This window comes from Streptomyces sp. SUK 48 (assembly GCF_009650765.1).
Taxonomy (GTDB): Bacteria; Actinomycetota; Actinomycetes; order Streptomycetales; family Streptomycetaceae; genus Streptomyces.
In genome coordinates this window covers 3,063,521-3,085,586 of sequence record NZ_CP045740.1, presented here as the reverse complement: position 1 = coordinate 3,085,586, position 22,066 = coordinate 3,063,521, and the positions used below count along the sequence as shown (strand labels likewise).

General features: G+C 72.3%; 24 protein-coding genes. 15 read left to right on the top strand and 9 right to left on the bottom strand.

The genetic code is table 11. From position 1 onward, the window contains the following. The first annotated feature begins 88 nt into the window (after nucleotides 1–88). Together dapE and GHR20_RS13015 are read left to right on the top strand one after the other, a co-directional pair. On the top strand, nucleotides 89–1,168 hold the full coding sequence (dapE, locus tag GHR20_RS13020) for a succinyl-diaminopimelate desuccinylase (RefSeq protein WP_153813255.1): 1,080 nt from the start codon (nucleotides 89–91) through the stop codon (nucleotides 1,166–1,168). 106 nt (nucleotides 1,169–1,274) lie between these two features. After that, entirely contained in the window at nucleotides 1,275–2,033 is a 759-nt protein-coding gene (locus GHR20_RS13015; protein WP_111584836.1) for a TIGR00730 family Rossman fold protein, read from the top strand. A gap of 15 nt (nucleotides 2,034–2,048) precedes the next feature. Here GHR20_RS13015 and folP read toward each other — a convergent pair whose 3' ends face one another. Next, the gene (gene folP, locus GHR20_RS13010) at nucleotides 2,049–2,909 is read right to left on the bottom strand and encodes a dihydropteroate synthase (RefSeq protein WP_111584835.1); all 861 of its coding nucleotides are present in this window, start codon (nucleotides 2,907–2,909) and stop codon (nucleotides 2,049–2,051) included. 135 nt (nucleotides 2,910–3,044) lie between these two features. On the opposite strand from folP, the gene GHR20_RS13005 reads away from it, so the two are divergent. Beyond that, complete coding sequence (locus GHR20_RS13005) at nucleotides 3,045–3,407, top strand: DivIVA domain-containing protein (protein ID WP_148027916.1); 363 nt, start codon at nucleotides 3,045–3,047, stop codon at nucleotides 3,405–3,407. Beyond that, nucleotides 3,404–3,985 carry a DNA-3-methyladenine glycosylase I gene (locus GHR20_RS13000; protein WP_153813254.1) on the top strand — a complete coding sequence of 194 codons (582 nt, stop codon included), beginning with the start codon at nucleotides 3,404–3,406 and terminating at the stop codon, nucleotides 3,983–3,985. The genes GHR20_RS13005 and GHR20_RS13000 overlap by 4 nt, the downstream gene beginning before the upstream one ends. Before the next feature lie 7 nt (nucleotides 3,986–3,992). On the opposite strand, the gene GHR20_RS12995 is transcribed toward GHR20_RS13000, so the two are convergent. Beyond that, entirely contained in the window at nucleotides 3,993–4,796 is an 804-nt protein-coding gene (locus tag GHR20_RS12995) for an enoyl-CoA hydratase-related protein (protein WP_148027841.1), read from the bottom strand. A gap of 369 nt (nucleotides 4,797–5,165) precedes the next feature. Here GHR20_RS12995 and GHR20_RS12990 point away from each other — a divergent pair, with 369 nt between their 5' ends. After that, a complete protein-coding gene (locus tag GHR20_RS12990) occupies nucleotides 5,166–5,333 on the top strand; it encodes a DUF3117 domain-containing protein (RefSeq protein WP_018544333.1) in 168 nt (55 codons plus the stop codon). A 117-nt stretch (nucleotides 5,334–5,450) separates the two neighbouring features. Here the strand turns inward: GHR20_RS12990 and GHR20_RS12985 are convergent, their stop codons facing one another. Further along, nucleotides 5,451–6,152 carry an O-methyltransferase gene (locus tag GHR20_RS12985; RefSeq protein ID WP_243878339.1) on the bottom strand — a complete coding sequence of 234 codons (702 nt, stop codon included), beginning with the start codon at nucleotides 6,150–6,152 and terminating at the stop codon, nucleotides 5,451–5,453. Between the two features lie 234 nt (nucleotides 6,153–6,386). Between GHR20_RS12985 and sigE the strand changes: the two genes are divergently transcribed. The 5 genes from sigE (at nucleotide 6,387) to GHR20_RS12960 (ending at nucleotide 11,360) form a co-directional block, all read left to right on the top strand. Next, nucleotides 6,387–7,100 carry an RNA polymerase sigma factor SigE gene (sigE, locus tag GHR20_RS12980; protein WP_111584829.1) on the top strand — a complete coding sequence of 238 codons (714 nt, stop codon included), beginning with the start codon at nucleotides 6,387–6,389 and terminating at the stop codon, nucleotides 7,098–7,100. Further along, nucleotides 7,097–8,182, top strand: coding sequence for a zf-HC2 domain-containing protein (locus GHR20_RS12975; RefSeq protein WP_153813252.1), 1,086 nt, complete (start codon nucleotides 7,097–7,099; stop codon nucleotides 8,180–8,182). The genes sigE and GHR20_RS12975 overlap by 4 nt, the downstream gene beginning before the upstream one ends. A gap of 176 nt (nucleotides 8,183–8,358) precedes the next feature. Next, a complete protein-coding gene (locus GHR20_RS12970; protein ID WP_243878337.1) occupies nucleotides 8,359–9,915 on the top strand; it encodes a trypsin-like peptidase domain-containing protein in 1,557 nt (518 codons plus the stop codon). An 84-nt stretch (nucleotides 9,916–9,999) separates the two neighbouring features. Beyond that, on the top strand, nucleotides 10,000–10,464 hold the full coding sequence (locus GHR20_RS12965; protein WP_153813250.1) for a sec-independent translocase: 465 nt from the start codon (nucleotides 10,000–10,002) through the stop codon (nucleotides 10,462–10,464). 233 nt (nucleotides 10,465–10,697) lie between these two features. Continuing rightward, nucleotides 10,698–11,360: a hypothetical protein gene (locus tag GHR20_RS12960; RefSeq protein WP_187279425.1), complete on the top strand. Its 663-nt coding sequence runs from the start codon at nucleotides 10,698–10,700 to the stop codon at nucleotides 11,358–11,360. Nucleotides 11,361–11,447: 87 nt separating this feature from the next. On the opposite strand, the gene GHR20_RS12955 is transcribed toward GHR20_RS12960, so the two are convergent. The 3 genes from GHR20_RS12955 to GHR20_RS12945 are packed head-to-tail and all read right to left on the bottom strand — an operon-like array spanning nucleotide 11,448 to nucleotide 14,515. Continuing rightward, entirely contained in the window at nucleotides 11,448–12,581 is a 1,134-nt protein-coding gene (locus GHR20_RS12955) for an Mrp/NBP35 family ATP-binding protein (protein ID WP_111584824.1), read from the bottom strand. Between the two features lie 43 nt (nucleotides 12,582–12,624). Further along, on the bottom strand, nucleotides 12,625–13,227 hold the full coding sequence (locus GHR20_RS12950) for a DUF1003 domain-containing protein (RefSeq protein WP_111584823.1): 603 nt from the start codon (nucleotides 13,225–13,227) through the stop codon (nucleotides 12,625–12,627). Continuing rightward, nucleotides 13,217–14,515 carry a CBS domain-containing protein gene (locus tag GHR20_RS12945; protein WP_111584822.1) on the bottom strand — a complete coding sequence of 433 codons (1,299 nt, stop codon included), beginning with the start codon at nucleotides 14,513–14,515 and terminating at the stop codon, nucleotides 13,217–13,219. Before GHR20_RS12945 ends, GHR20_RS12950 begins: the two co-directional genes overlap by 11 nt. A 250-nt stretch (nucleotides 14,516–14,765) precedes the next feature. Between GHR20_RS12945 and GHR20_RS12940 the strand changes: the two genes are divergently transcribed. Then, nucleotides 14,766–15,509: a hypothetical protein gene (locus GHR20_RS12940; RefSeq protein ID WP_148027835.1), complete on the top strand. Its 744-nt coding sequence runs from the start codon at nucleotides 14,766–14,768 to the stop codon at nucleotides 15,507–15,509. Nucleotides 15,510–15,531: 22 nt separating this feature from the next. Here the strand turns inward: GHR20_RS12940 and GHR20_RS12935 are convergent, their stop codons facing one another. Continuing rightward, a complete protein-coding gene (locus tag GHR20_RS12935) occupies nucleotides 15,532–16,047 on the bottom strand; it encodes a hypothetical protein (RefSeq protein ID WP_153813249.1) in 516 nt (171 codons plus the stop codon). A 22-nt stretch (nucleotides 16,048–16,069) separates the two neighbouring features. Next, nucleotides 16,070–17,197 (bottom strand): magnesium and cobalt transport protein CorA, encoded by a 1,128-nt coding sequence (locus tag GHR20_RS12930; protein ID WP_153813248.1) that lies wholly within the window; start codon nucleotides 17,195–17,197, stop codon nucleotides 16,070–16,072. A gap of 502 nt (nucleotides 17,198–17,699) precedes the next feature. Between GHR20_RS12930 and GHR20_RS12925 the strand changes: the two genes are divergently transcribed. Further along, nucleotides 17,700–18,284 (top strand): suppressor of fused domain protein, encoded by a 585-nt coding sequence (locus tag GHR20_RS12925; RefSeq protein WP_153813247.1) that lies wholly within the window; start codon nucleotides 17,700–17,702, stop codon nucleotides 18,282–18,284. A 21-nt stretch (nucleotides 18,285–18,305) separates the two neighbouring features. Here GHR20_RS12925 and GHR20_RS12920 read toward each other — a convergent pair whose 3' ends face one another. Continuing rightward, nucleotides 18,306–19,529, bottom strand: coding sequence for an MFS transporter (locus GHR20_RS12920; protein WP_111584818.1), 1,224 nt, complete (start codon nucleotides 19,527–19,529; stop codon nucleotides 18,306–18,308). 200 nt (nucleotides 19,530–19,729) lie between these two features. Here GHR20_RS12920 and GHR20_RS12915 point away from each other — a divergent pair, with 200 nt between their 5' ends. The 3 genes from GHR20_RS12915 to GHR20_RS12905 all read left to right on the top strand — a co-directional run bounded on the left by GHR20_RS12915 (nucleotide 19,730) and on the right by GHR20_RS12905 (nucleotide 22,055). After that, nucleotides 19,730–20,371 (top strand): DUF6758 family protein, encoded by a 642-nt coding sequence (locus GHR20_RS12915; protein WP_153813246.1) that lies wholly within the window; start codon nucleotides 19,730–19,732, stop codon nucleotides 20,369–20,371. 150 nt (nucleotides 20,372–20,521) lie between these two features. Then, nucleotides 20,522–21,379 (top strand): PHP domain-containing protein, encoded by an 858-nt coding sequence (locus tag GHR20_RS12910; RefSeq protein ID WP_111584816.1) that lies wholly within the window; start codon nucleotides 20,522–20,524, stop codon nucleotides 21,377–21,379. A 70-nt stretch (nucleotides 21,380–21,449) separates the two neighbouring features. Beyond that, on the top strand, nucleotides 21,450–22,055 hold the full coding sequence (locus tag GHR20_RS12905) for a MarC family protein (RefSeq protein WP_111584815.1): 606 nt from the start codon (nucleotides 21,450–21,452) through the stop codon (nucleotides 22,053–22,055). Nucleotides 22,056–22,066 lie beyond the last annotated feature (11 nt).

The window sequence follows — 22,066 nt, the reverse complement described above, 5'->3', positions numbered from 1 at the left end:
GTAGCGGAGCGATCACCACCGCTCACCAGTGGTCCGCCGCCGTGCGCGGGAACGGGGTGCCCCGGGGCGGCGCGCTAGGGTCGGGGCCATGGCCGACACCTCGCTTGACCTCACGCTGGACGCCGCCACGCTCACCGCGCGGCTGGTGGACTTCGCCTCCGAGAGCGGCTCCGAGAAGCCGCTCGCCGACGCGATCGAGAGCGCGCTGCGCGCCCTGCCGCACCTGGCGGTGGACCGCTACGGCAACAACGTGATCGCCCGTACGAACCTGGGCCGCGCCGAGCGTGTCGTCCTGGCCGGGCACATCGACACCGTGCCGATCGCGGACAACGTGCCCTCCCGCCTGGACGAGGACGGCGTGCTGTGGGGCTGCGGCACCTGCGACATGAAGTCGGGCGTGGCGGTCCAGCTGCGCCTCGCGGCCACCGTCCCGGCCCCCAACCGCGATCTGACCTTCGTCTTCTACGACAACGAGGAGGTCGCCGCCCACCTCAACGGCCTGCGCCATGTCGCCGAGGCGCACCCCGAGTGGCTGGCGGCCGATTTCGCGGTGCTTCTGGAGCCCTCCGACGGCGAGGTCGAGGGCGGCTGCCAGGGCACCCTGCGGATGCTGCTGCGCACCGAGGGCGAGCGGGCGCACTCGGCGCGCTCCTGGATGGGCGCCAACGCCATCCACGCGGCCGCGCCGATCCTGGCCCGGCTGGCGGCCTACGAGCCCCGCTACCCGGTGATCGACGGCCTGGAGTACCGCGAGGGCCTGAACGCCGTGCGCATCGGCGGCGGGGTCGCGGGCAACGTCATCCCCGACGAGTGCGTGGTCGCCGTCAACTTCCGCTACGCCCCCGACCGCACCGAGGAGGAGGCGATCGCGCACGTGCGCGAGGTGTTCGCGGACTGCGGGGTGGCCGAGTTCACGGTCGACGACCACAGCGGCGGCGCCCTGCCCGGCCTCTCCCACCCGGCCGCGGCGGCCTTTATCGAGGCGGTCGGCGGCATCCCGCGCCCCAAGTACGGCTGGACGGACGTGTCCCGTTTCGCCGCGCTCGGCATCCCCGCGGTCAACTACGGCCCCGGCAACCCGCACCTGGCGCACAAGCGGGACGAGCGGGTGGAGACGGCCAAGATCCTCAAGGCCGAGGAGCGGCTGGCCGACTGGCTCACCGCGTAGTACGGCCGAGCCCGGCGCACGCCTGGCGGACACGCATATGTCCCCCCTGCTTAACCCGCGTAGATCTAGGCTGGGAGCGAACCACCGGCAAGCGGAGGGAGCGCATATGCCTACCGGGAACCCCGAGGGTAAGAAGCAGCCGCCGGACGAGCAGCGGCTCGGCCCCGTCCTGCGGCGGCGGGGCCAGGTGACGCGGAGCACCACCGATCAGCGGCTGCTGGACGCGGGCGGCCCCTCCGACTGGGTGCACACCGACCCCTGGCGGGTGCTGCGCATCCAGTCGGAGTTCATCGAGGGCTTCGGCACGCTGGCCGAACTCCCGCCCGCGATCAGCGTGTTCGGCTCGGCCCGCACACCCGTGGACTCGCCCGAGTACGACGCCGGGGTGCGGCTCGGCCGCAGCCTCGCGCAGGCCGGCTGGGCCGTGATCACCGGGGGCGGCCCCGGCGCGATGGAGGCCGCCAACAAGGGCGCGAGCGAGGCGGACGGCGTCTCGGTCGGGCTCGGCATCGAGCTGCCCTTCGAGCAGGGGCTGAACCCCTACGTCGACATCGGGCTGAACTTCCGGTACTTCTTCGTCCGGAAAATGATGTTCGTGAAGTATGCCCAGGGCTTTGTCGTGCTGCCCGGCGGCCTCGGCACCCTGGACGAGCTGTTCGAGGCGCTGACCCTGGTGCAGACCCAGAAGGTCACCAGCTTCCCGATCGTCCTGTTCGGCAGCGCGTACTGGGGCGGACTGGTCGACTGGCTCAAGAACACCCTGGTGGCCGGCGGCAAGGCCCTGGAGAAGGACCTCCTGCTCTTCCACGTCACGGACGACGTGGAAGAGGCGGTCGCCCTGGTCTCCAAGGAGGCCGGCCGCTAGGACCTCCCGTCCGGCTCAGGCCAGCCCGCGCCGGGCCACCGCAGGGGGGCGGTGGCCCGCGATGGACGAGACCATGTCGAGGACCTGGCGGGTCTCGGCGACCTCGTGCACGCGGTAGACCATCGCCCCGAGCCAGGAGGACACCGCCGTCGTCGCCAGCGTCCCGATCAGCCGCTCCTTGACCGGCCGGTCCAGCGTCTCCCCGACGAAGTCCTTGTTGGACAGCGACACCAGCACCGGCCAGCCCGCGGCGACCATCTCGTCCAGGCGCCGCGTCGCCTCCAGGCTGTGCCGGGTGTTCTTGCCGAAGTCGTGCCCGGGATCGATCAGCACCGACTCCCGGGGCACCCCGAGCGCCACCGCGCGCTCCGCGAGGCCCACGGTCACGTCCAGCACGTCCGCCATGACGTCGTCGTACGTCACCCGGTGCGGGCGGGTGCGCGGCTCGGCACCGCCCGCGTGCGTGCACACCAGGCCCACCCGGTGGCGCGCCGCGACCTCGGCCAGGCCCGGGTCCGCGCCGCCCCACGCGTCGTTCAGCAGATCGGCGCCCGCGGCGCACACCGCCTCGCCGACCTCGGCCCGCCAGGTGTCCACGCTGATCACCACGTCCGGGAACCGGCGCCGCACCTCGGCCACGAAGCCGACCGTGCGCCGCGCCTCCTCCTCGGCGGAGACCTCCTCGCCGGGGCCCGCCTTCACCCCGCCGATGTCGATGATCGCGGCACCCTCGGCCACCGCCTGCTCGACCCGCGCCAGGGCCGGCTCGTCGCTGAACGTCGCCCCGCGGTCGTAGAAGGAGTCGGGGGTCCGGTTCACGATCGCCATGATCACTCGTTCGTGCGGTCCGAATTCCCGCCTGCCCAGCCTGAGCATCCGCTGTGACCTCTTCCTCGTACGTCCGGCACTGCGACCGCCAGTGACCCTAACTGTCAGACGCGCATGGCACGATCGGAGCTGACAGATTCCGCGTCCGGCAGCGTGCCGGCACCCGAGCTGGGGGCCTCGACGATGGTGATGTTCCTGTTCCTGGTCGTCGCACTGGCCGTCGTGGTCGCCGCGGTGACCCTCGCCGTGGTGGGCGGCGGCAAGGAGGGTGACGGCCCGCTGCCGGACGCCGCGCCCGAGCGGCTCCGGGACCCGCTGCCCGACGACCGGCCGGTGGGCCGCGAGGACGTGGAGAGCCTGCGCTTCCCGCTCGCCGTGCGCGGCTACCGCATGTCCGACGTCGACGACGCCCTCGGCCGCCTCGGCGCCGAACTCGCCGAGCGCGACGCCCGGATCGCGGGCCTGGAGTCCGCGCTGGCCGGCGCCCGCGCCGCCGCCCCGCGCCCCACCCTGGACAAGTCCCGGCACCCGGAGGACCAGCAGTGACCGCCGCCGTCGTGGGCCCGGACGGCGCGCCGCGCTGCCCCTGGGCCCTGTCCACCGACGACTACGTGTCGTACCACGACGAGGAGTGGGGCCGCCCGGTCCACGGCGACGACGCCCTCTTCGAGCGGCTCAGCCTGGAGGCGTTCCAGTCGGGCCTGTCCTGGATCACCATCCTGCGCCGCCGGCCGGGCTTCCGTACCGCCTTCGCGGGTTTTTGCATCGAGAAGGTCGCGGCCTTCACCGACGAGGACCGCGAGCGCCTGCTGGCCGACCCGGGCATCATCCGCAACCGCGCCAAGATCGACGCCACCCTCGCCAACGCCCGCGTCCTCGCCGGCTGGGCGGCCGGCGACCTGGACGAGCTGATCTGGTCCCACGCCCCCGACCCGGCCGGCCGCCCGGCCCCCAGGACCCTGGCCGACGTCCCGGCGGTCACCCCGCAATCGACGGCCCTGTCCAAGGAGTTGAAGAAGCGGGGCCTGAAGTTCGTCGGCCCGACGACGGCGTACGCGCTGATGCAGGCGTGCGGGCTGGTGAACGACCACCTGGAGACGTGCGTGGCGAGGAACAGCGGCTAGGGACGCGTCAGCGCCCCAGGTACTTGGGCTTCTCCTTGTTCACGAACGCCTGCACCGCGATCAGGTGGTCCTCGGACTGCCCGGCGCGCGTCTGGAGCTCGTCCTCCTTCTCCAGCGTCTCCTCCAGGGTGTGCGTCAGCCCGAAGGCCACCGCCTCCTTGATCGCCGCGTAGGCGACCGTCGGCCCCGCGGCGAGCCCGCGCGCCACCTTCTCGGCCTCGGCGCGCAGCTCGGCCGCCGGTACGACCCGGTTGGCGATCCCCAGCTCCAGCGCGTCCCGCGCGCCGATGCTGCGCGGGAACAGCAGCAGGTCCTGCGCCCGGCTCGGTCCGACCACCCGGGGCAGGGTCCAGGAGATCCCGGAGTCCCCGGTCAGCGCGACGCCCACGAACGAGCTGTTGAAGGACGCGGTGTCGGCGACGATCCGGTAGTCCGCCGCGAGCGCGAACCCGAAGCCCGCCCCCGCCGCGACGCCGTTCACCGCGGCGACCACCGGCTTGGCCGCCCCCGCCAGCGCCCGCACGATCGGGTTGTAGTGCTCGCCGACCGTGCTCATCGTCTGCCCGGAACCGGTCTCCCGGTCCTGCGCCAGCAGCCCGATGTGCTCCTTGAGGTCCTGGCCCACACAGAACGCGCGCTCCCCGGCGGCGGTCAGCAGGATCGCCCGTACGGCGGTGTCCCGGGCCGCTTCCTCGGCCGCCTCCCGCAGCGCGACCTTGGTCGCCACGTTCAGCGCGTTCATCGCCTCGGGGCGGTTCAGCGTGATCGTCGCGAGCCCGTCGCTCACCTCGTAGAGCACGGTGTCGGCCATGGCGCATCCCCTCCGGTTCGCGGTGGTGACGTACCGCGCGGTACGTCCCTGTCCGATCACAGCATGGCGGAGATCACCGGCCAAGGGCCCGGCGGCGGGTGTGAGCTGCGTCAAAGAAAACCGGGGCCCGGGTGGCCGGAGGGCGTCCGTGCGGTGGCGCAGTATCGCAGCCACATCCCCGAATTGAGTGGTTTTGCTCGCGCGCGTTGCCCAAGCGATGCCGACCGATGTTGGTCATCGGGTCCTGAGATGCGGGATAATGGCTTAGAAGCAATGTGTTCGATGCCGGTGTCGCGTGTCCGGTTCGGTCCCGCGGGTGCCCGCAGGCCATCGGCAGACGATGAGCTGGTTTCAGGAAGGGGAACGAGCATGGCGGCCATGAAGCCGCGGACGGGCGATGGTCCGCTCGAGGTGACCAAGGAGGGGCGGGGCATCGTCATGCGCGTTCCGCTCGAAGGCGGCGGTCGACTCGTCGTCGAGCTGACCCCTGACGAGGCCGAGGCGCTCGGCGACGCGCTCAAGAAGGTCGTCGTCTGACGCGCGCACGAGTCGGTCCTTGCGGCCGCCCCGGCATCGTACGCGGTGCCGGGGCGGCCGTGTTCCCGGGCGGAGCCTGCCCGCCGGGACCCGCCGGGGCGAGGTACCCCGCCGCCGTCACCGCTTGACGGCGCACAGCAGTCCGTCGCCGACCGGCAGCAGCGAGGGCACCAGCTCCTGGCTCTCGCGCACCGTGCGCAGCAGCTCCCGCAGCCGCAGCACCTCCGAGGGCTGCGGCCCCGAGTCGACCGTACGGCCGCCTGCGAAGACGCCCTCGAAGACCACCAGGCCGCCGGCCCGCAGCAGCCGCAGCGACTCGGCGAGGTACTCCGAGTACTCGTGCCGGTCCCCGTCGCAGAACACCAGGTCGTAGCCCGCGTCCGCGAGCCGGGGCAGCACCTCCAGGGCGCGGCCGGGGATGAAGCGGGCCCGGTTGCTGGCGAAGCCGCAGGCGCGGAACGCCTGCCGGGCGAACTGCTGGTGCTCCGGCTCCGGATCGACCGTGGTCAGCACGCCGTCCGGGCGCATGCCGTGCAGCAGATGGATTCCGGACACCCCGCAGCCCGTGCCGATCTCCGCGACCGCCTTCGCGTCCACGGAGGCGGCGAGCAGGCGCAGCGCGGAACCCGTGCCGGGCGACACCGAGCGCAGTCCTGCGTCGAGGGCGCGGTCGCGGGCCCACAGCAGTGCTTCGTCCTCGGCGGCAAAGGCGTCGGCGAAAGCCGAGCTCGTCTGCCGGTTGCCGGTAATGACCCTCTCCTGTCGTCCCCATGGATGCCTCGGCGTGACTGTATCCGTTGGCGTCGGGAACCCGCAGATGGGACCGGGCGTTTATAGGGAAGAGACAAGGGTGGGGGACGGTCCGGGGGGCGAGAGGTGGAGCAGGGCACCGCACAACTGCTGACGCAGCGGCACGAGCCGGCGCAGCAAGTATCAAATTCTCGTAAAAACGCTTATCCGGAGCTAACGGGCGAGGTGGCTATGGTAGGGGCTCCACTGGACACCACCAGAGCCGACAGGGGAGGTGCGGCCGCACCCGAGGACCGGGGTGGAGTGCTACGGCGCTTCCTCGGATCGGCGGGCAGGCCGAAATCCGTGACCGACACCGCTGCTGACAGCCACGCCACCGGCACCGCCGGGCGCGACACCCAGACCGCGACCTTCACCAGTGACGCGGACGGGCAGGCGTGGACCCCGCCCACCTGGGACGAGATCGTCAGCACCCACAGCGCCCGCGTCTACCGCCTGGCCTACCGCCTCACCGGCAACCAGCACGACGCGGAGGACCTCACCCAGGAAGTCTTCGTCCGCGTCTTCCGCTCCCTGTCGACGTACTCGCCGGGCACCTTCGAGGGCTGGCTGCACCGCATCACCACGAACCTGTTCCTGGACATGGTCCGGCGCAAGCAGCGCATCCGCTTCGACGCCCTCGGCGACGACGCGGCCGAGCGCCTGGCCAGCCGCGAACCCACCCCGCAACAGCTCTTCAACGACGCGCACTTCGACGCCGACGTCCAGCAGGCCCTGGACACCCTGGCGCCCGAGTTCCGCGCCGCCGTCGTCCTGTGCGACATCGAGGGGCTGTCGTACGAGGAGATCGCCGCGACCCTCGGCGTGAAGCTCGGCACCGTCCGCTCCCGTATCCACCGCGGCCGCTCCCAGCTCCGCAAGGCGCTCGCGCACCGCTCCCCGGAGGCCCGAGCGGCCGAGCGGCGCTCCTTCATGGCCCGGGTCCCCGCACTGGGGGGAGGGGGCGCGACGGCGTGAGCGGATCACGACAGAAACCGGTCGAGGCACATCTCGCCGAGCAGCATCTGGGAGACCGGCTCTCCGCCTTGGTGGACGGAGAGCTGGGTCATGACACCCGCGAGCGCGTCCTCGCGCACCTGGCCACCTGCGCCCGCTGCAAGGCGGAGGCGGACGCCCAGCGCGCGCTGAAGAGCAAGTTCGCGACCGCGGCCCCGCCCCCGCCCTCCGCGAGCCTGCTGGCCCGCCTCCAGGGCCTTCCCGGGGGCGGTGACGGCGACGCCGGCACCCCGGCCGCCGGACCGTTCGGCCCCGGCGCCGGTACCGGCGGCGAGAACCAGGCCCCGGGCGACCCGGGCACCTTCGGCATGCGCCGGGGCTTCTCCTTCGGCTATGTCCCCGCGCGCCCGCAGGACACCGGCTCCGGGCGGACCGGTTTCGCCGAGGGGACCGGCTTCGGCGGGCCCGGCGGTCCGCTCGGCGAGGGCGGCTTCCGCATCCATCCGGTCGGCCGCCCGGACGACGGCCGTTCCGCCTCCCGCGGGCTGCGCTTCGCCTTCGCCGCCGCCGGCGCGGTGTCGCTGGCCGCGGTCGCCCTCGGCGGCGTGACCACCGCCATCCCCGGCTACCCGGCCGCGGACGCCCGGGGCTCCGGCAGCAATGTGATCCCGGCCCGCACCACCGGCGGGGGCACCGGCGCCACGGCCTCCTCGGACTCCCAGCGCCGCCGGCAGGGACCGCTGACGGCCCAGGGCGGCGGAGCACCGCTCGGGCGCACGGCACCGCCGACGGCCGCCGTGACCGCGCCCCTGGTGCCGGGCGCGTCGGACATCGCGGCCGGCTCGTCCGAGGACACCGGCGGCCGGACCACCGGACCGCTGCGGGCGGGCGTGAACGCCGTGACGCCGCTGATACGCCCGCTGGACAAGGCCCTGGACCTGCGGCTGGGCAAGTGGTCCACGGCACCCATGGTCCCGGGCATGCTGTCCGACCCGGACCCCGGCCCCGAACCGGCCCCGCACAACCCCATGCGCCCTCCGGCGTCCGCGACCCCCCTGGTGGCGCCCCTGGCGGCTCCGGCGACACCCCCTCGGACGCCCTGACCCGGGCACCGCGACGGGCCCTGCGCCGGGGCCCGTGACCTGGTTGAATCCGGGCATGCAGTCGATGTTCCGGGGCCGCCGCGGTGCGGGGCCCCGGTCAGCTTGGGGAGAGCATGGACGAGGGGAACGGCGTGGCGCCGGGGGCGGAGCCGGCCGGAGCGGCGGGGGCCGGCCCGATGCCGGACGGTGACTTCGAACTGGCCAGGCCGGCGCGCCCCAGCCCGTTGCACGAACCGGATCCCTACAGCACCCCGCCCTACGGCGAACCGGGCCCCTGGGCCCCCGCCCCACCGGTCCAGCACCCGGCGGCACCACCGGCGCGCGGCACGGCCATGGCACCGCAGGCGGCGGGCGCCGTCCCCCCGGACCCCGCACCGGCACCCACGGCACCCCCGGCACCCGTGCCTGCCGTACCCCCGGCCCCGGCCTCCGCGCCCGCGCCCGCCGTACCCCTGGCCACCGCGCCTGCCGCACCCCCGGCAGCCGTGCCCGCCGTCCCCCCGGCGCCCGCCTCCCCGCCCCTTTCCGCCCCGCGGCCCCCGGCCGACCCCTGGGCGCGCTACGGCGCCTGGGAAGCGGGGCCGCTCCGGCAGCCCGGGACCGTGCCGGTGCACGGCGGACGGCCCCGGCGGCGGCGCGCCGCGCTCGGCCGGACGCTCGCCCTCGTCGTGGTCGCGGCCGCGCTCGGCGGGCTCGTCGGCGGCTATGCCGAGCGCGCGGGGACCGGCGGCGATACGCGACCGACGCGGGCCGGGAGCGTGCCCGCCGGGCGCGCGCCGGACAGCGTGGCCGGGATCGCCGCCCGCGCCCTGCCCAGCGTCGTCACCCTGCATGTCTCCGGCTCCGACGAGGACGGCACCGGCACCGGCTTCGTGCTGGACGACCGCGGCCACATCCTCACCAACAACCATGTCGTCGCGCCCGCCGCGTCCGGCGGCACGATATCGGCGACGTTCAGCGACGGAACCTCCGCCAAGGCCACCGTCGTCGGCCGGGACAGCGGCTACGACCTCGCCGTGGTCCGGGTGAGCGGCGTGCACGGACTCGCCCCGCTGGCCCTCGGCGACTCCGACGACGTCCGGGTGGGCGATCCCGTCGTCGCCATCGGCGCCCCCTTCGACCTGGCCAACACCGTCACCTCCGGCATCATCAGCGCCAAGGAACGGCCCATCACCGCGGGCGGCGAGAAGAGCGACGGCAGCGATGTGTCGTACGTGGACGCCCTCCAGACCGACGCGCCGATCAACCCGGGCAACTCCGGCGGGCCGCTGCTCGACTCCCGGGCCCGGGTCATCGGCGTCAACTCGGCCATCCGCTCCGCCGACAGCGGCTCGGCGACCGGGAGCGGCCAGGCCGGCTCCATCGGCCTGGGCTTCGCCATACCGGTCAACCAGGCCAAGCGCGTCGCCGGGGAACTGATCGACGACGGCCGCGCCACCCACCCGGTCATCGGCGTCAACCTCGACATGGGCTACACCGGCGACGGCGCCCGCGTCGGCAGCCGCGCCCCGGACGGCGGCCCCGCCGTCCTCAAGGACGGTCCGGGCGAGCGGGCCGGGCTCAAGGCGGGTGACCTGATCACCGGGGTGGACGGCACCCCGGTGCACACCGGATCGGAACTGATCGCCGGAATCCGCGCCCGCAAACCCGGCGACCGGCTGCGGCTGACGGTCGAACGCGGCGGGACCGAGCGGGACGTCTCACTCGTCCTGGGCACCGCGGAGCAGAACTGACAGAAGTCTCACCTCGGGACGGTACCGGTCGGACCAGTACGCCGGGTACCGTGGACCGACCGAGGACATCGCAAGGAGCGTCAGGTGTTCAATGACATAGGGCCAATGGAGCTACTGACGATCATCGTCATCGCGGTGCTCGTGTTCGGTCCGGACAAGCTCCCCAAGGTCATCCAGGACGTCACCCGCACGATCCGGAAGATCCGCGAGTTCTCGGAGAGCGCGAAGCAGGACATCCGCAGCGAGCTGGGGCCCGAGTTCAAGGACTTCGACTTCGAGGACCTCAACCCCAAGGCGTTCCTGCGCAAGCAGCTCGGCAACGACGACCTGGGACTCCAGGAGATCCGCAACGGCTTCGACCTGAAGAAGGAGATGGCCGAGCTCACCGACGCGGTGAACGGCCATGACGTCAGGTCGTCCTCGTCCTCCTCGTCGTCCTCCGACTCCGCCGCGGCCGCGCCGTCCGCCGGCGGGAAGATCGACATGACGAAGAAGCCCGAGGAGTCCGAGAAGGACGACCGGCCGCCGTTCGACTTCGACGCCACCTGAGCCCCACCCCTCCCGTCCGGCCTCCCGACACGCGCACGTGACGCGCGTCATAGCCCGCGCCCGTCCCGAACGGCCTGAACAGGTCGTTCGGGGGACCCCGGCGACAGGCGCCTGCCCGGCGGCTCTCAGCGGTGTGGATATGCTGCCGAGTTGTTGTGCGGACCGGACGAGTACGCCCGAAGGGGGGCGGGCCGCCGCTTCGGTCCGACGAGCGCGAGGAGGCGTCCGGGCAGATGGAGACGACGAGTCGGGTGGGCGCGACGGCGCCGGCCACGGAGGGCGGACAGGGCCTCGCCGCCGACCGCGGTACGGTCGACGGTTACCTGCGGGCGCCCTTCCCCTGGTACGGGCTCGACGAGGCGTTCACGGGGCCGCGTTGGCTGATGCAGGTCGGCATGGCGGCCGACGGGGCCGTGGAGCACGGTTCGATCGGGCACGGTGACACACCGTCCGTGCTGCACGACAGTGCCTTGGCCGAGCCCAGGGAGAAGTTCGCGGCCGTGGTGACCGTCGCGGCGCATCCGTCCCGGCAAGTGGCCGACGGCTCGGGGATGCTGGAGGCGACGTCCGTGTCGTCGGCGGCCTGGCTGGCGGGCGTGGGGCTGCTGTCCTTCACCTGGCCCGGGCAGATGGACCACGCGCTGCGCGACGACTGGCTGGCCCAGCAGACCGAGGCGGCCTGGGAGCTGGCCGACGACCTCGACGGGCCGGAGTGGTCCAAGCTCTCGCTCCCGGTGGACGGGGTGGCCGCGTCCTTCCGTTACCGGGAGTCGGAGTTCGGCTGGGTGCTGGCCGGGTCCACGGACGCGGGGGTGCATCTCGGCGCGTACGGGCGGGGGATGAGCGCGTACGGGCTCGGGTTCGCCGTGGTGCAGGACGTCTCCGCGTACGTGTGACGCCAGCGGGAACCTCAGGGGCGCCGGGTGATGCCGGCGCCCCTTTCCCGTGCCGTGCGGCTCAGGGCTCGTCCCGTGCCGTACGGCTCAGAACTTGTTCCTCGGGGTCAGACCCAGCGACATGCCCGACAGGCCGCGCTGGCGGCCGCCCAGCTTGCCCGCGATGGAGCGCAGGGCGTTGCCGGCCGGGGAGTCGGGGTCGGTCAGGACGACCGGCCTGCCCTCGTCGCCGCCCTCGCGCAGCCGGACGTCGATGGGGATGGAGCCGAGGACCGGCACGTTCGCACCCGTCGTACGGGTGAGGCCGTCCGCGACCAGCTGGCCGCCGCCGGTGCCGAAGACGTCGACCATCTCGCCGCAGTGCGGGCAGGGCAGCCCGGACATGTTCTCGACCACGCCGACGATCTTCTGATGGGTCTGCACCGCGATGGAGCCCGCGCGCTCGGCCACCTCGGCGGCCGCCTGCTGCGGGGTGGTGACGACCAGGATCTCGGCGTTCGGGACCAGCTGGGCCACGGAGATCGCGATGTCGCCGGTGCCCGGCGGCAGGTCCAGGAGCAGGACGTCCAGGTCGCCCCAGTACACATCGGCCAGGAACTGCTGGAGGGCGCGGTGCAGCATCGGGCCGCGCCAGACCACCGGTGCGTTGCCCGGGGTGAACATGCCGATCGAGATGACCTTCACGCCGTTCGCCGACGGCGGCATGATCATGTTCTCGACCTGGGTGGGACGCCCCTCCGCGCCCAGCATGCGGGGCACCGAGTGGCCGTAGATGTCGGCGTCCACGACGCCCACCTTGAGGCCGTCGGCCGCCATCGCCGCCGCGAGGTTCACCGTGACCGAGGACTTGCCGACGCCGCCCTTGCCGGAGGCGACCGCGTAGACCCGGGTGAGGTTGCCCGGCTTGGCGAACGGGACCTCGCGCTCGGCCTGGCCGCCGCGCAGGGCCGCCGCCAGTTCCTTGCGCTGCTCGTCACTCATCACGTCGAGCGTGACGTCCACCCCGGTGACGCCCTCGACGCGGGAGACCGCCTCGGTGACCCGCTGGGTGATGGTGTCGCGCATGGGGCAGCCGGAGACCGTCAGGTACACGGTGACCGCGACCGCGCCGTCCTCCCCGATCTCCACCGATTTGACCATCCCCAGTTCGGTGATGGGGCGGTTGATCTCGGGGTCGTTCACCGTCGCCAGTGCCTCGCGCACCGCGTCTTCCGTAGCCATAAGGACGATGGTACGGCGCGCCGAGGGCCCTCCGGGTAGCTCCTCAGCGGTCGTCTGCGTCACGTCCCGGCGGGCGTTCCGTCCGTTCCGCCGGGAATACGACCGGGCCGCCGTGACCGCGCCGCTCCTCCATCTCCTTGAGCATGTCCTGGAGCTCGGCCCGGATCCAGTCGCGGGTGGCGACCTCGCCGAGACCCATGCGCAGCGCCGCGATCTCCCGGGTCAGATACTCGGTGTCGGCGATGGACCGCTCGTTCTGTTTGCGGTCCTGCTCCAGGTTGACCCGGTCGCGGTCGTCCTGCCGGTTCTGCGCGAGCAGGATCAGCGGGGCGGCGTAGGACGCCTGGAGCGACAGGGCCAGGGTCAGGAAGATGAACGGGTACTCGTCGAACCGCAGATGCCGGGGCACCACCACGTTCCACAGCACCCAGAGGATGATGACGATCGTCATCCAGACGATGAAGCGTCCGGTGCCGAGGAACCGGGCGATCCGTTCCGACAGCCGGCCGAACGCCTCCGGGTCCCACTCGGGCAGGAACCGGCGCCGGGGCGGGCGCGGCTGGTCGAGCCGGGGCGCGCGCGGGCGGCCGGCGGCCGTGGCACCGGCGGGCGTGCGGTCACGCTCGCGGTCGCGCTCAGAAACCATGGCCGGCCCCCTTGTCGCCCTCGGGGCTCTCCTCCAGATGGAACTCGGTCTCACGCCAGTCGTCGGGCAGCATGTGGTCCAGTACGTCGTCGACGGTCACGGCGCCCAGCAGCGACCCGGCCTCGTCCACCACGGGCGCGGCCACCATGTCGTAGGTGGCGAAGAACCCGGCGATCACCGGCAGCGAGGCGTCCGGGGACAGTGGCTGGAGATCGTCGTCCAGGAGCGAGCTGACCAGGGTGTACGGGGGGTCGCGCAGCAGCCGCTGGAAGTGGGCGGTGCCCAGGTACTTGCCGGTCGGGGTCTCGTCCGGCGGCCGGCAGACGTAGACCTGGGCGGCGAGCGCGGGGGAGAGGTCGGGGTTGCGGACGCGGGCGAGCGCGTCGGCGACGGTGGCGTCCGGGCGCAGCACGATCGGCTCGGTGGTCATCAGACCGCCGGCCGTGTGCTCCTCGTACGACATCAGGCGCCGCATGTCGGCCGCGTCGCCGGGCTGCATCAGGCTCAGCAGCCGCTCCTTGTCCTCCTCCGGCAGCTCGGAGAGCAGGTCGGCCGCGTCGTCCGGGTCCATGGCCTCCAGGACGTCGGCCGCGCGCTCCTCCTGGAGCTTGCCGAGGATCTCGATCTGGTCGTCCTCCGGCAGCTCCTCCAGGACGTCGGCGAGCCGGTCGTCGTCCAGCGCGGCGGCGACCTCGGCGCGCCGCTTGGGGGAGAGGTGGTGCAGCACATTGGCGAGGTCGGCGGGGCGCAGCTGCTCGAAGGTGGCGAGCAGGTTCTCGGCGCCCTGCCCGTGCTCCTCCAGCGAGAACCCGGAGACGCCGGACCAGTCCACGGTCAGCGTCTCGCCCTTGACCCGGCGGAACGCGCCGCCCTTGCGGCCCTTGCGGACGAAGACGCGGTCGATCTCCCAGTCCCGGCGCGCGGGCAGCTGCTGCACGGACATGTCGAGGACGGTGGCCTCCTCGCCGGTCTCCACCAGGGTGACCCGCCGGTCCAGCAGCTCGCCGAAGACCAGCCGCTCGGTGGGCCGCTGCTCGAAGCGGCGCACGTTCATCACCCCGGTGCTGATGACCTGGCCGGACTCGATGCCGCTGATCCGGGTCATGGGCAGGAAGATGCGGCGCCGGGTGGACAGTTCGACGACGAGGCCGAGCACGCGCGGGGGTCTCTTGCCCACGCGCAGCATCACGACAAGGTCGCGTACGCGCCCCACCTGGTCGCCGTTCGGATCGAAGACGGGGACCCCGGCGAGGTGCGAGACGAAGATCCGGGGGGCGCCGGCTGCCATGGTTCTGCTTCCTTGTCAGGGAACGTGCGTACGAGGTTTACATCGGGGTCTGCGCGAAGTGGTTTGCGACCAGGATTGCTTTTGTCGGTGAATTGCTCGGATTTGCCCGCACGGTTGCGCTTCAGGCTAGCCCGTACCGCTCGGATACGCCCTGGTGGGGGGTCCGGACGGACTGGCTCCGCCGGGCGCCCGGAGCACCGGTACGCTGCGGTACGCCGCTGAAGGAACCGTCGGAAAGGCGACCTCACCTGTGACTGCGATTCCCCTCGGCCGTACCCTCCCGGTGACCGCGCTGTGCGCGCTGGCCGTGACGGGCGCGGCGGTGCTGACCGGATGCGGCGGCGGCGATCCGGACGCGGGCACGAACGGGGTCGGCAAGCTGTCCGCCGGAACGATCCAGGCGCGCACGCGATCGGCCGCGCGGGGCGCCTCGGCGGTCCGGCTGTCCGGGACCGTGGTGACCAGCGGCCGTACGTACCGGCTCGACATGCGGCTCAAGGACGACGGCGGGACCGGCTCGGTGACCTCGGGCGCCGACACGTTCAAGCTGCTGCGGGTCGGCACCCAGCTGTATCTGAAGGCCGACGCGGCCTTCTGGGCACAGCCGGACGCCAAGGGCGGCGACGGGAGCGGGGCGGCGGCCAAGCTCGACGGGAAGTACGTGAAGGTGCCGCAGGGGGACCCCGCGTACAAGAAGTTCATCGGCTTCACGGACAAGGACGTCCTCCTCTCGGGTCTGCTGACACTGCACGGCTCGCTGGCGACCGACGGGCGGCACACCGAGGCGAGTACCCCGACCATCCGCATCGCGGGCGACCACGGCTCGGGCGGCACCCTCGACGTCTCCCTCAAGGGCACCCCCTACCCCCTCGCCCTCACCCGCGCGGGCAACGCGGGCACGCTCCGCTTCTCCGACTGGGGCGCGGACTTCACCGTCACGGAGCCGAAGGACTCGGAGACGGTGGACTACGGGCAGCAGCTGCCGGCGTCGTAGCGGAGGAGGCCCCCCGGGGGGCTTACCGCCCCTTGCGGCGCTTGGCGAGCAGCTTCGGCAGCGCCGCCGGCACCGGGCGGCGCGTGGTCGCCGGGGTCGGCACCGGTCTCCGCGCCAGGTCGCCCTCGGGCAGCGCGGCCACCGCACCCGTCGGCACCAGCCGCAGCACCCGGCACTCACGCGCCCAGCGGTCCGTCATCACCTCGGCGTCGGGGGCGTTCAGCCGCTTGCCCTTCAGCTCGGCGACCGCCGCCTCCCACCCGGGCGAACCGGGCGCCGGCTCGCTCACCGCGGCCGTGAAGGAGACCAGCCGGCCCCCCTTGTCCTTGCTGCGCACGGTCACCTCGGCGACGCCCCCGTCGGCCAGCCCCGTCAGCGGCTGCTCCCCGGGCCCGTCGCCGACCAGGCACACCGCGCCCTCGTGCCACACATGCCACACGGCATGCGCGGCGGACGCGTCCGCGCCCCGCACCCACAGCAGGCCGGACTTCTTCGCGGCCTCCTCGATGAGAGCCCTCTCGAGCAGCTCGCCAGTCATGCGTCCACCCTATCCGCGCCGCTCACAGCCACCCGTTGCGCTTCAGCACCCGGTGGATGCCGACACACACGGCGACCGTGAAGGTCAGCACCATGGGGTAGCCGTACTTCCAGTGCAGTTCCGGCATGTGCTCGAAGTTCATCCCGTACACACCGGTCACCATCGTCGGCACGGCGATGATCGCGGCCCACGCGGTGATCTTCCGCATGTCCTCGTTCTGGGCGACGGACGCCTGCGCGAGGTTGGCCTGGAGGATGGAGTTGAGCAGTTCGTCGAAGCCGACCACCTGCTCGTGGACGCGGGCGACATGGTCGGCGACGTCCCGGAAGTACTTCTGGATGTCCGGGTCGATCAGCCGCATCGGCCGCTCGCTGAGCAGCTGCATGGGCCGCAGCAGCGGCGCCACCGCCCGCTTGAACTCCATGACCTCGCGCTTGAGCTGGTAGATCCGCGCGGAGTCCACACCGCGCGAGACCCCGCCCCGCCCGGGCGAGAAGACCTCGGTCTCCACCTCGTCGATGTCGTCCTGGACCGCGTCGGCGACCGCGATGTACCCGTCCACCACATGGTCGGCGATCGCGTGCAGCACCGCCGAGGGGCCCTTGGCCAGCAGCTCCGGGTCGTCCTGGAGCCGGTGCCGCAGCGCCCGCAGCGAGCCCTGGCCGCCGTGCCGCACGGTGATGAAGAACTCCCGGCCGGTGAAGCACATCACCTCGCCGGTCTCCACGACCTCGCTGGTCGCGGTGAGCTGGTCGTGCTCGATGTAGTGGATCGTCTTGAAGACGGTGAAGAGCGAGTCGTCGTACCGCTCCAGCTTGGGCCGCTGGTGCGCCTGCACGGCGTCCTCGACGGCCAGCGGGTGCAGCCCGAACTCGCCGGCGATACCGGCGAATTCGGCCTCCGTCGGCTCGTGCAGCCCGATCCAGACGAAGCCGCCGTCGCGCCGCACCTGGCGCATCGCCTCCTGCGGGGTGAGCGGCTTCGCGCTCGCCAGGCGCCGGCCGTCGCGGTAGACGGCGCAGTCCACCACGGCCGACGGGGTGGCGGGGTCACGCGTGGTGTCGTACGACGCGGACGGCGTGCTCGTGGCCTTGCGCGGCGAGACACGGGAGGGTCGGACCACGGCGCGCAGGTCGCGGATCATCGACATGGGCAGGCTCCTTTGCGACAGGCAACGAAAGACCGCCGAAGACGGGTGGAACTACCCGGAATGGGGACGTCCTGAAGGAATTTCCCCGGCCGGGGCGGGGGAAGGTGTTCGGCTCGTCCACAAAGCGGGGAGCACCGCGCCGTCGCGGTGGCGATTTCGCTGCTGATGCAGAACTGACGCAGATCAGGCAAAGCGAGACGAAGTGCTCTTCCGAACAGTGACGCGCACGGGAAGGCGGCAGCCGGCCAGAACGGAAACCGGTCAGTGGCTACGACAGCCAGTGACTACATTCAGCGGGCGGAAGAGCGAGTGGTACTACCAGGTCGACTTCGATCCATGACAGCCCCACCTCCTCCGGCCGGTCCCTCGTAAGGGAGTTCCCAGGGTTCCGGGCTTGACAGCACGCTTGGCGCGCCGCCCCGAACCGCCGGCTCAGAGTACCAGCCGCCCTTGCTGTCAAGGTGCCGCTTTGCCCGCAGCTGACGAGTTCTATGCTCACCGCATGGTTGATGTTCTTCCTCTGGTCGAGGCACGGTTGACCACCGCGCTGGGCGCCCCGGACGCGCGCGCGGCCGTCACCTTCCTCGGCACGGACCGCATCGAGGTACTCCGCTTCACCGAGGGGGACGTCGTCCGCTACGCGACCCTCGGCATGTCCGCGCACCCGATGAGCGATCCCACCGCGCTGGTCGCCGACCCCGTCGAGGGACCCCGCGCCGAACTGGTCCTGTCCGTGCGCGCGGGCGTCGCCGACACCGACAAGGTGCTCCGCCCGCTCGCCGTGCTCGCCGCCTCCCCGCAGGTCGAGGGGCTGGTCGTGGCCCCGGGTGCCTCCCTGGACGTGGGCGATCCGCTGTGGCCCGGCGCGCCCTTCACCTCGGTCCTGGTGGGCGAGGCCGGCGGACTGGTCGAGGACCTGGAGCTGGACGGTCCGCTGGACCCCGTACGGTTCCTGCCGCTGCTGCCGATGACCCCGAACGAGGCCGCGTGGAAGCGGGTGCAGGGCGCCCAGGCGCTCCAGGAACGCTGGCTGGCGCACGGTACGGACCTGCGGGATCCCGTCCGCAGGTCCGTACCGCTGGAGTGAGCAACCTCACGGGGCCAGGGGTCAGTTGGCGAAGACCGTGACCCCGTCCTCGGTGGCGTGCCGCGGCGCCAGCTCCGCGGCCTCGTGGGTGAGGGCGCGGCGCCGTACGACGACCACCACGGCGCCCAGCAGCGCGGTGACCGCGGCCACCACGAACGGGATGTGGATGTCGGTCCACTCCTCGATCTTCGGCGCGAAGTAGGGCGCGGCCGCCGCCGCGAACCAGCGGACGAAGTTGTAGCCCGCGCTCGCCACCGGGCGCGGGGCGTCCGAGACGCCGAGCGCCAGCTCGGTGTAGACGGTGTTGTTCACGCCGATGAAGGCACCGGACAGGATGGTGCAGACGATCGCGGCCGTGTGGCTGCCGTAGCCGAGCACCAGGACGTCGGCCGCGAGCAGCACCAGCGAGCCGCCGAGCACCTTCAGCGAGCCGAACCGCTCCTGCATGCGCGGGGCGACGAGCACCGAGAAGACCGCGAGCAGCACACCCCAGGCGAAGAACACCGCGCCGGAGCGGTACGGGGTCATGTCCAGGACGAACGGCGTGAAGGCCAGCACGGTGAAGAACGTGTAGTTGTAGAAGAACGCCGAGACCGCCGCCGAGGCCAGACCGCCGTGGCCGAGCGCCTTGAGCGGGTCCAGGATCGAGGTCTTGCGGGCCGGCTTCGGCTGCTCCTTCAGGAACACCGTGATGCACAGGAAGCCGATCGCCATCAGCGTGGCCGTGCCGAAGAAGGGGTAGCGCCAGCTGATGTTGCCGAGGACCGCGCCGAGCAGCGGGCCGCAGGCCATGCCGAGGCCGAGCGCGGACTCGTAGAGCAGGATGGCCGCCGCGCTGCCGCCGGCCGCCGCGCCGACGATGACCGCGAGCGCGGTGGAGACGAACAGCGCGTTGCCGAGGCCCCAGCCCGCCCGGAAGCCGACCAGCTGGCCGACCGTGTCCGAGGTGCCGGCGAGACCGGCGAAGAGGATCACGAAGGCGAGGCCGAGCAGCAGCGTCTTCTTGCCGCCGATACGGCTGGAGACGAAGCCGGTCAGCAGCATCGCGACCGCGGTGATCAGGAAGTACGAGGTGAAGAGCAGCGACACCTGGCTGGGGGTGGCGTCGAGGCCCTGCGCGATCGACGGCAGGATCGGGTCGACCAGGCCGATGCCCATGAAGGCGACGACGGAGGCGCCGGCCGTGGCCCAGACGGCCTTGGGCTGCCGAAGGATGCTGCCGGCTCCCGCGTCTAGGGGGTCCATGTGCTTCTCCCGTTCTGCTGGATAGCGCGTAGGGGGCTGATGGATAGTTGGCGTTTACACATACTAAGTTAGCTCTGCTAATTAATGCAAGATGCACCTACTTGGCCGGGTCGGGGCGCCCGGACGGAGTGCCCGGATGGGGCGCCCGGACGGGTGATCGTCCTTGACGTGGACGGGCCGGGGTAGGACCGTGGAGCCCTATGAGGGGCGAACCCAGTTGCCCGCGGTGTGGTGGCCGGGTCAGGGCTCCCGGTCTCTTCGCCGACACGTGGCAGTGCGCTGTGCACGGGGCGGTGTTTCCGCTACAGCCCGTGATCCCGCCCAGCGTCGAGGCCCTCGGTGCGGTGGCGCAGCGCATGCATGTCCCGCTGTGGATGCCGTGGCCGCTGCCGGTCGGCTGGCTCTTCACGGGCGTGGCCTACGCGGGTGACGAGCGCAGCGGCGGTCGCGCGAGCGCCGTCGCCTGCTCCGGACCCGGCCCGCTCGGCGGCCCCGGCGAACTGATCCTGGTCGCCGAGGAGATGGGCGTCGGCCTCGGCGCGCACTACGCGGGACTCGACGGCCCGGACCCGGGCCCGTACATGAACGTGGAGAAGCCGCCCCAGACCAAGGTGCTCGCCGCCGGCCGCCCCACCCCCCTCTGGCACGTCTACCGCACCCCGGACGACCGCGCCGTCTTCGCCGGCGAGGCGCTCGGCATGTGGCTGTGGGCGGTGATGTGGCCCGAGCCGGCGGGCCTGCTGCTGTACGACGAGCTGGTGCTGACCGACCTGCGCGACGTGGGCGCCGAACTGGACCTGGTGCCCTGCGGCGCGCTGTCCCCCCGGCTGCTGCGCCCCTAAGGGGCCACAAGGGAGGGCCATAAGGGGTCGTAGGGTGCGGGCCGGGGAGTGCTGTAGGGGGCGTACCCCCGGATCGGTCGTGACAAAGCGGGTGTCCCGGGCGGTTATCCTGAGGTGTCCTCTTCCGTCATTGGCCCGTCTGGAGTCACCGTGCGCATCGATCTGCACTGTCACTCCACGGCGTCCGACGGCACGGACACCCCCGCCGAGCTGGTGCGCCACGCCGCCGCGGCCGGTCTGGACGTCGTCGCGCTCACCGACCACGACACCACCCGCGGGCACGCCGAGGCCATCGCCGCGCTGCCCGCCGGGCTCACCCTGGTCCCCGGCGCCGAACTGTCCTGCCGCATCGACGGCGTCTCGATGCACCTGTTGGCCTACCTCTTCGACCCCGAGGAGCCCGCCCTGCTCGCCGAGCGCGAGCTGGTCCGGGACGACCGGGTGCCGCGCGCCAAGGGCATGGTCGCCCGGCTGAACGCGCTGGGTGTGCCGGTCACCTGGGAGCAGGTCGAGCGGATCGCCGCCGGCGGCTCCGTGGGCCGCCCGCACGTGGCGTCCGCGCTGGTCGAGCTGGGCGTGGTGAAGACGGTGAGCGACGCGTTCACCGAGGAGTGGCTCGCCGACGGCGGCCGCGCCTACACGCCGAAGCACGAGACCGACCCCTTCGAGGCGATCCGGCTGGTCAAGGGCGCGGGCGGGGTCTGTGTGTTCGCGCACCCGGCCGCCGCCAAGCGGGGCCGCACGGTCCCCGAGTCCGCGATCGCCGAGATGGCCGCGGCCGGCCTGGACGGCATCGAGGTCGACCACATGGACCACGACGACGCCGCCAAGGACCGGCTGCGCGGCCTGGCGAAGGAGCTCGGCCTGCTGGTCACGGGCTCCTCGGACTACCACGGCAGCCGCAAGACCGTCGCACTCGGCGACTACACCACCGACCCCGAGGTGTACGGGGAGATCACCCGCCGGGCCACCGGCGCGTTCCCGGTCCCGGGGGCCGGCGGAGTCTGAGGCCGCCCCGGCGGCCGACGCGCGCCCACACCCTCAGTTCTTCTTCTTTCAGCAAGGCCAGTACTTCCGCATGTTCGACATCGCCGTCTTCGGCTCTCTGTTCCTGACCCTTTTTGTCATCATGGATCCCCCTGGGATCACCCCGATCTTCCTCGCCCTGACCGCAGGCCGGCCGGCGAAGGTGCAGAAGCGGATGGCCTTCCAGGCCGTCTGCGTCGCGTTCGGGGTCATCGCCGTCTTCGGCGTCCTCGGGCACCAGATCCTCGACTACCTGCATGTGTCCGTGCCCGCCCTGATGATCGCGGGCGGTCTACTGCTCCTGCTGATCGCGCTCGATCTGCTCACCGGCAAGAACGACGAGCCGAAGGCGACCAAGGACGTCAATGTGGCCCTGGTGCCGCTCGGCATGCCGCTGCTCGCCGGGCCCGGTGCGATCGTGTCCGTCATCCTGGCCGTGCAGAAGGCCGGCAGCGTGAGCACCCAGATATCCGTGTGGGTCGCGATCCTCGCGATCCATGTGGTGCTGTGGCTGGTGATGCGCTACTCGCTGCTGATCATCCGGATCATCAAGGACGGCGGCGTGGTCCTGGTGACGCGGCTCGCGGGCATGATGCTCTCCGCGATCGCGGTGCAGCAGATCATCAACGGGATCACCCAGGTGATCCACGGGAGCTGACGCTCAGGTGA

Coding starts and splice junctions, on each gene's coding strand:
- dapE (WP_153813255.1), top strand. CDS start 89: ATGGCCGACACCTCGCTTGACCTCACGCTGGACGCCGCCACGCTCACC.
- GHR20_RS13015 (WP_111584836.1), top strand. CDS start 1,275: ATGCCTACCGGGAACCCCGAGGGTAAGAAGCAGCCGCCGGACGAGCAG.
- folP (WP_111584835.1), bottom strand. CDS start 2,909: ATGCTCAGGCTGGGCAGGCGGGAATTCGGACCGCACGAACGAGTGATC.
- GHR20_RS13005 (WP_148027916.1), top strand. CDS start 3,045: ATGGTGATGTTCCTGTTCCTGGTCGTCGCACTGGCCGTCGTGGTCGCC.
- GHR20_RS12995 (WP_148027841.1), bottom strand. CDS start 4,796: ATGGCCGACACCGTGCTCTACGAGGTGAGCGACGGGCTCGCGACGATC.
- GHR20_RS12990 (WP_018544333.1), top strand. CDS start 5,166: ATGGCGGCCATGAAGCCGCGGACGGGCGATGGTCCGCTCGAGGTGACC.
- GHR20_RS12970 (WP_243878337.1), top strand. CDS start 8,359: ATGCCGGACGGTGACTTCGAACTGGCCAGGCCGGCGCGCCCCAGCCCG.
- GHR20_RS12960 (WP_187279425.1), top strand. CDS start 10,698: ATGGAGACGACGAGTCGGGTGGGCGCGACGGCGCCGGCCACGGAGGGC.
- GHR20_RS12955 (WP_111584824.1), bottom strand. CDS start 12,581: ATGGCTACGGAAGACGCGGTGCGCGAGGCACTGGCGACGGTGAACGAC.
- GHR20_RS12950 (WP_111584823.1), bottom strand. CDS start 13,227: ATGGTTTCTGAGCGCGACCGCGAGCGTGACCGCACGCCCGCCGGTGCC.
- GHR20_RS12945 (WP_111584822.1), bottom strand. CDS start 14,515: ATGGCAGCCGGCGCCCCCCGGATCTTCGTCTCGCACCTCGCCGGGGTC.
- GHR20_RS12935 (WP_153813249.1), bottom strand. CDS start 16,047: ATGACTGGCGAGCTGCTCGAGAGGGCTCTCATCGAGGAGGCCGCGAAG.
- GHR20_RS12930 (WP_153813248.1), bottom strand. CDS start 17,197: ATGTCGATGATCCGCGACCTGCGCGCCGTGGTCCGACCCTCCCGTGTC.
- GHR20_RS12925 (WP_153813247.1), top strand. CDS start 17,700: ATGGTTGATGTTCTTCCTCTGGTCGAGGCACGGTTGACCACCGCGCTG.
- GHR20_RS12920 (WP_111584818.1), bottom strand. CDS start 19,529: ATGGACCCCCTAGACGCGGGAGCCGGCAGCATCCTTCGGCAGCCCAAG.
- GHR20_RS12915 (WP_153813246.1), top strand. CDS start 19,730: ATGAGGGGCGAACCCAGTTGCCCGCGGTGTGGTGGCCGGGTCAGGGCT.
- GHR20_RS12905 (WP_111584815.1), top strand. CDS start 21,450: ATGTTCGACATCGCCGTCTTCGGCTCTCTGTTCCTGACCCTTTTTGTC.